At 63.0% G+C, this 6,099-nt stretch carries 4 protein-coding genes; 2 read left to right on the top strand and 2 right to left on the bottom strand.

All coding sequences use genetic code 11. The features are described from left to right. Positions 1–217: 217 nt before the first annotated feature. The gene (locus tag Q1V60_RS14715) at positions 218–2,731 is read right to left on the bottom strand and encodes a TonB-dependent receptor (RefSeq protein WP_300631553.1); all 2,514 of its coding nucleotides are present in this window, start codon (positions 2,729–2,731) and stop codon (positions 218–220) included. Positions 2,732–3,121: 390 nt separating this feature from the next. On the opposite strand from Q1V60_RS14715, the gene Q1V60_RS14710 reads away from it, so the two are divergent. Further along, positions 3,122–4,036: a GGDEF domain-containing protein gene (locus Q1V60_RS14710; RefSeq protein WP_300631551.1), complete on the top strand. Its 915-nt coding sequence runs from the start codon at positions 3,122–3,124 to the stop codon at positions 4,034–4,036. Position 4,037: 1 nt separating this feature from the next. Continuing rightward, a complete protein-coding gene (locus Q1V60_RS14705; protein WP_300631549.1) occupies positions 4,038–5,075 on the top strand; it encodes an AraC family transcriptional regulator in 1,038 nt (345 codons plus the stop codon). Here Q1V60_RS14705 and Q1V60_RS14700 read toward each other — a convergent pair. Continuing rightward, positions 5,062–5,943, bottom strand: coding sequence for a LysR family transcriptional regulator (locus Q1V60_RS14700; protein WP_300631547.1), 882 nt, complete (start codon positions 5,941–5,943; stop codon positions 5,062–5,064). The genes Q1V60_RS14705 and Q1V60_RS14700 overlap by 14 nt on opposite strands. Positions 5,944–6,099 lie beyond the last annotated feature (156 nt).

The following is a 6,099-nucleotide window of genomic DNA, read 5'->3' as shown; positions in this document are numbered from 1 at the left end:
CTTGCTCCCGCTGGACTGCGTAGCAGTCCCATTTTTGGGGCCGCTTCGCGCCCCAACGGGAGCAAGCTCCCTCGCCACAGGTCGCAGGTTTTTCTGCTTTAGCGCTTAACTGACCGGCATTAGGGCTTGCCCGCGAAAGCGCCGTGTCAGTCAACGAAGCGTGGGCTGACCCACCGCATTCGCGAGCAAGCCCGCTCCCACAGTTGAAATAGGGTGGTTAGAAATGGGTGAAGGTCAGGCCCAGCTTGTAAGTGGGCCCGTACTCTTCGTACTGGCCGTTGTAGCTGCGGTGGCCGGTGTAGACGAAGTACGACTCATCGGTGAGGTTCTGCGCCTCGAAGCTGACTTGCAGATTTTTGCTCAGCGAATAGCGCGCGCTGAAATCGACGAAGGTTTGCGCATCCACATGCAGGTCGTGGGCCTTGTCGCTGATCGACGCCAGTTCGTACAGGTAAGCCGACTTGTAGTTGGCCGAGAGGCGCAGGCTGAGCTTGTCGTCTTCCCAGCCCAGCATCAGGTTGCCGACGGTGTCCGACTGGTTGGGCAGGCTGATGTTGCGCTTGCGGTTGCCACCGCTGGCACTGTCGAAGCCTTCGATGTCCGCGCTGGAGCGGCTGAAGGTGCTGTTGGCGCCGATCAGCAGACCGTTCCACGGAGCGGGCAGCCAGTCGAATTTTTGCGAGTAGGCCAGTTCCAGGCCATACAGCTTGGCGCTGTCGCCGTTGGCGAAGGTATGGGCCTCGGCGAAGTTGGTCCAGGCGCCGCTACCGGCGACGTCGGTGTTGTAGACGAAATTCTGGATGTCCTTGTAGAACACGAACGCCGACACGGAACCGGCGCGGCCCATAAAGTGTTCGATGCCCAGGTCCAGGTTGCTCGACTCCAGGGGCTTGAGGTCCGGGTTGCCGAATGTGGCTTCGTCATCGTCGATGACAAAACCCGGGGCCAGTTGACCAAAGGTCGGGCGCACCACGGATTTGGTCCAGGCAGCACGCACCTGGGTGTTCTTGTCGATCTGGTAGCGCGCATGCAGGCCTGGCAACCAGTGGTGATAACGGCGTTTAGTCTCGGTGGCGCTGAACTGGCCGTCGGTGGCGCCGGTGCCCTTGGCTTCGAATTCGGTGCCCTCGTAGCGCATCCCGGCAATGAACCGCCAGTCGTCGATATCGACGGTGTTCATCAGGTAGCCGGCGTTGATGTCTTCGTGGATGGTGAAGTCGTTGACCCGGGATTCGGTGGGGTCGTAGAAGTCATCGCGATTGAGGCCACCGATCAGTTGGCGGATGTTGCCCGCGCTGATGCCCGGCCCAAAGCGGCCGAGACGGTAATCGACATTGCCTTTCTGGAAATGCGTGAGGTTGAGCTGCTCGTCAGTGAAACCCTGCTCATCCAGATCCTTGTAGGCCCAGGCCTCCAGGTCGTTGTCCTTGTGGCGTCGGCTGACCTTGCCGCCGAACTTGAACTGGGAGGCGTAGCCGCTCAGGTCATAGTCGCGGGTCAGGTCCAGGCGCAGGTTTTTCTCGGTGTCCTGGGTGTGCTGTTTCTCCCAGTCGACTTTGTCGAGGCTGAAATTGCCGGCGTCGTAGAAGCCGCTGCCGATTAGCGGGCGTGGCTTGGTCTTGTCATAGAAACCACTGTCGGCAAAGTCACCACCGTCGAAGGTGGCCCCCGCGATATGCGCCGGGCTGTCTTCACTGGAGCGGCTGTAGCCGGCCTGGCCGCTCAAGGTCCACAGGCCGAGCATGCGTTCGCCGCCGAACACGTAAGACTGGATCTGCTGGGTTTCTTCGCGGTTCTTGAGCTTGCGCTTGCCCTCGGCCTCGCCCAACTCACCGGGCGCCTGGGGGGCGGCGAATTCGAGGCTGGCGGCGTTGCGGGTTTCGGTGTCTTTGTAACGGCTGTAGAGGGTGCGCAGGTAGTAACTGCTCAGGTCATCGGGCTTGTAGTCGAAGTTCAGGCCGCCACCGGCGCGTTCGCGACTGATGTCGTAGTCGCGCTGTTCGAACTCGTTGAGCCTGGCGCCCCTGCTGAAATCCCAGGCGCCGCCGGTTTCGACGTTGTCCGAGCCGAAATCACGCTTCTGCCAACTGAGGGCCGCGGCCACGCCGAAGTTGTCGATGCCGTCGCCAAGGCTGAACCGGTTGCTGGCGGCGCCGGAGAATTTCGGGCTGGTCTGGCGAGTGTTCTTGTCATAACTGGCCTCGGTGCTGCCGGTATAGAACAGGCCCTTGTGGTCGAACGCCGACAGGCTTTTCACGTCGACGGTACCGCCGAGGGAATTGGCGTCCATGTCCGGCGTGAGCGTCTTGATCACCGACAGCGATTGCACCAGTTCGGCAGGCAGTACGTCGAGGGCCACGGCGCGGCGTTCGCTTTCAGGTGATGGCACCAACGTGCCGTTGATGGTCACACTGTTGAGGTCCGGCCCCAGGCCGCGCACGCTGACAAAACGGCCTTCGCCCTGGTCCCGCTCGACGCTGATCCCCGGCAGGCGCTGCACCGCTTCGGCGACGTTTTCGTCCGGCAACTGGGCCACGCCGTCGGCGTGCACCACGCTCTTGATGCTGTCGGAGACGCGTTGCTCCTTGAGGGCGCTGCCGATGGCGGCGGCCTGCCCGACCACGTCGACGTGCTCGGTGGTGGCCGCTTCGGCGGCGCTGAGCCGCTCGCAGGCGATCGCCAGGGCCAAGGCGGTAAGCGTAAAGCTGACGAGCCCGGTGCGCTTGTACATGAAACCCTCCCCAAGAATCCGTTGGCGCCAGGCAAGGGGCCCGGCAACTGGAAGGGCAAGCTAGGGCTGGAGGGTGACGGTTCTGTGACAGGCCAATGCGTAGAGCCAGAAAACACGGGGTTTGCCGGGCCCTTGAGCGTACAAATGAGCTGAAATGACCTCGATCAAACTGAGGGAGCGGGCTGGCTCGTAAAGGCGGTATGTCGGTCACTGAATGTATTAACTGACCCACCGTATTCGCGAGCCAGCCCGCGCCCGCATTTGTTCGGGTTGTGGCGCGCAATTGCGTTTATACCGTGAGCTGATTCGACCCTCCCCCAGCGTCATCCAACCGTCACATGCATCTGCTGTGCTGGCGTCCACCGCTTATTTGCCCAAGGACTCGCAGCCATGTTTTCCGTGCTCAAACCCCATCGCTGGAAACTCGCCCTGCTGCTGATCGCCGCCAACCTCGGGCTGATCCTGCACCTGGCCTGCGGCGAGCTCAAAAGCGTCAGTGAGTGGGTGTGGCTGGATATCGTCGGCGAAGGCGGTTCGGCGCTGCTGGCGTTGATATGGCTGGGCCTGGTACTCAAAAGCCGACCTGCCGGACGGGTCACCAACTACCTGGCCCTGGGCCTGTCGTGCATCTTCTTTTCGTGGTGGATCGACAGCCTCGACGAGTTTATCCGCCTGCCCGACAGCATCACCTGGGACCACTGGCTGGAGTCGGGGCCGATGCCGGTGGGCATGATCCTGCTGACGATCGGCATCTACCATTGGCATCGCGAACAACTGGCGATCAGCGCGCAGATGGAAAAGCGCGAACGCCTGTTTCGCGAGCATCGGCTGTTCGACAAACTCACCCCCCTGGCCGGTGCCGACTACCTCAAGCGCCAACTCGAAGGCAGCCTGCACGACAGCCGCGACCAGCAGCAACCGCTGTCACTGCTGGCCCTGGACCTGGACCACTTCGCCGCCATCAACCAGGCCTACGGGCATGCCGAAGGCGATGCGGTGCTGCAGGCGGTCAGCCATGTGCTATTGCTCAACCTGCGCCGCCAGGACCTGTTGTGCCGTCTGGCCGGGGACCGTTTTGTGGTACTGCTGCCCAACACCGGCGAGCGCCAGGCCCAAGGGCTGGCGCTGGAATTGCAGCAGGCGGTGCAGAGCCTGGCGCACAAAACCCGGCTACAGGGCGAGCGCCTGCAACTGGCGGCGACCACCGCGGTGGTAATGGCTCTGGACGAGCCGCCCCATGACTTGCTCAAGCGCCTGAACCTGGCGCTGGCGCGCGCCAAGCAACCCCTTGCGAAAAGTGCCTGAGATGGCCGTGAAAGCCAGCTGGTATGAAAGCGACAGCCGCTTCATTCCCGGCCATTACCAGCCCGCCACGTTGATCGACCTGGCCTTGTCCCGGGACATCGACAGCCATCGCCTGCTGCGCGGTACCGGGCTGTTCCACGAAGACATCCTGGCCGGCAACGCTCGCTTGAGCCCGCAGCAATTGCTCGGGTTGATCGGCAACAGCCGCAAGCTGCTGGACGCCGACGACAGCAGCTTCCTGTTTGGCCAACGCCTGCTGCCCGGCTACTACGGCGCGGCCAGCCATGCTCTGGGGCATGCGCAGAATCTGCATCAGGCGCTGGAGATTCTGATCCAGCAACAAGTGCTGCTGAGCCCGCTGGTTACGCCGCAGCTGGAATTGGATGAGCACCACGCCTACCTGTACTGGCTGGACAGTTGCGGTGCCGGCGAGCATTGGCGCTTTTTACTCGAGGCGAGCATGACCTCGGTGGTTGCCATGAGCCAATGGCTCGGCGGCGAGCGCCTGCCGTGGGTGTGCAGTTTCAGCCATGCCGAGCCGCGCTATGTGGAGCAGTACTGGGTGCACCTGGGCGAACACACGCGCTTTGAACGCCCGCGGGACATGATGTGCCTGCCACGCCATTACCTCACGCACGCCTGGCCTGGCGCCTCGGCCACGGCGGGCCAGGTGGCGCGTCAGCAAGCCCGCGAACAGATCGAGCAGTTGGGTTTTGCCGCCAGCTTTCTCGATTGCCTTTACGACTACCTGCGCGAGCACGTGCGCCAGCCGCCGAGCCTGGAGCAGGCCGCGCTGGCTTTCGCCATGAGCCCGGCCACCCTCAAGCGCAAGCTGCACAAGCACGACACCGGCTTTCAGCAACAGGTGGACCGGGTACGCAAGCACATGGCGTTGCACCTGTATCAGGTCAAAGGGTTCAGCAACGACGAGGTGGCCGCCTACCTGAACTTCAACGACGCCGCGAACTTTCGGCGCGCGTTCAAGCGTTGGACCGGAAGCACGCCCAACCTGATCCGGCAGCTGTTCAGCAGCCGCTAGCCAGGCGCTCGCGCAGGAACTCGACCAACGCCTGCACCGGCCGCGAACTCTGCCGGTGCTGGGGGTACACCGCCGACAAGGTCAGGGCCTCGGGGGCGAATTCGTCCAGTACGCTGATCAGGCGGCCGTCCTTCAACGCGTCGCCGACGATAAAGGTCGGCAGGTAGGTCACGCCCAGGCCGGCAATCGCGGTGTCGCGCAGCAAGTCGCCGTTATTGACGCGCATGCGCCCGCTCACATTCAGTGCTTGCAGTTTGCCCTTGAAGCGCCATTGCACGTGGCGGCCGTGCCCGTAGGGCAGGCAATCGTGCGCGGCAAGGTCATCGGGTTTTTGCGGCGTGCCGCGCAGGGCCAGGTAGTCGGGGCTGGCGCAGTACACGCGCGGGATGCTGGCGATACGCCGGGCGATCAAGGTGGAATCTTCCAGGGTGCCGATCCGCAGCACCAGATCGTAGCCTTCGCCGATCAGGTCCACCGGGCGGTCGCTGAGGTCGACTTCCACCGCCACTTGGGGATAGCGCTGCAAGAACAGCGGCAACAGGCAACCCAGATGCGCCATGGCAAACGACAACGGCGCGCTGAGGCGAATGGTGCCGCGCGGTTCGCTGTTCTGGCCGGCGATGCCCTGCTCCACTTGCTCGACATCGCTGAGCAGGCGCAAGGCCGATTCGTAGTAACTCTGGCCCAGCGGCGTGACATCCAGGCGCCGCGTGGAGCGGTTGAGCAGGCGCACGCCCAGGCGATCTTCCAGTTGGATCAGGCGGCGGCTGACGAATTGCTTGGACAGGCCCAGTTGCTCGGCGGCGGCGGTGAAACTGCCGGACTCCATGACCTGGCAGAACAGGCGCATGTCTTCGAAGGGGTTCATTGTCGCTTCTCGGTGGACACTCAAGCGGTTGTATAACCGGTTAGTTGCAACATCACAAACCAAATGTGGGAGCGGGCTGGCCCTAATGCCAGTCAGTTAAGCGCTAAAGCAGAAAAACCTGCGACCTGTGGCGAGGGAGCTTGCTCCCGTTGGGGC

Source organism: Pseudomonas sp. (genome assembly GCF_030147005.1).
Lineage (GTDB): Bacteria > Pseudomonadota > Gammaproteobacteria > Pseudomonadales > Pseudomonadaceae > Aquipseudomonas.
The sequence above is the reverse complement of the archived record's forward strand: the minus strand, read 5'-3'. Positions and strand labels throughout refer to the sequence as shown.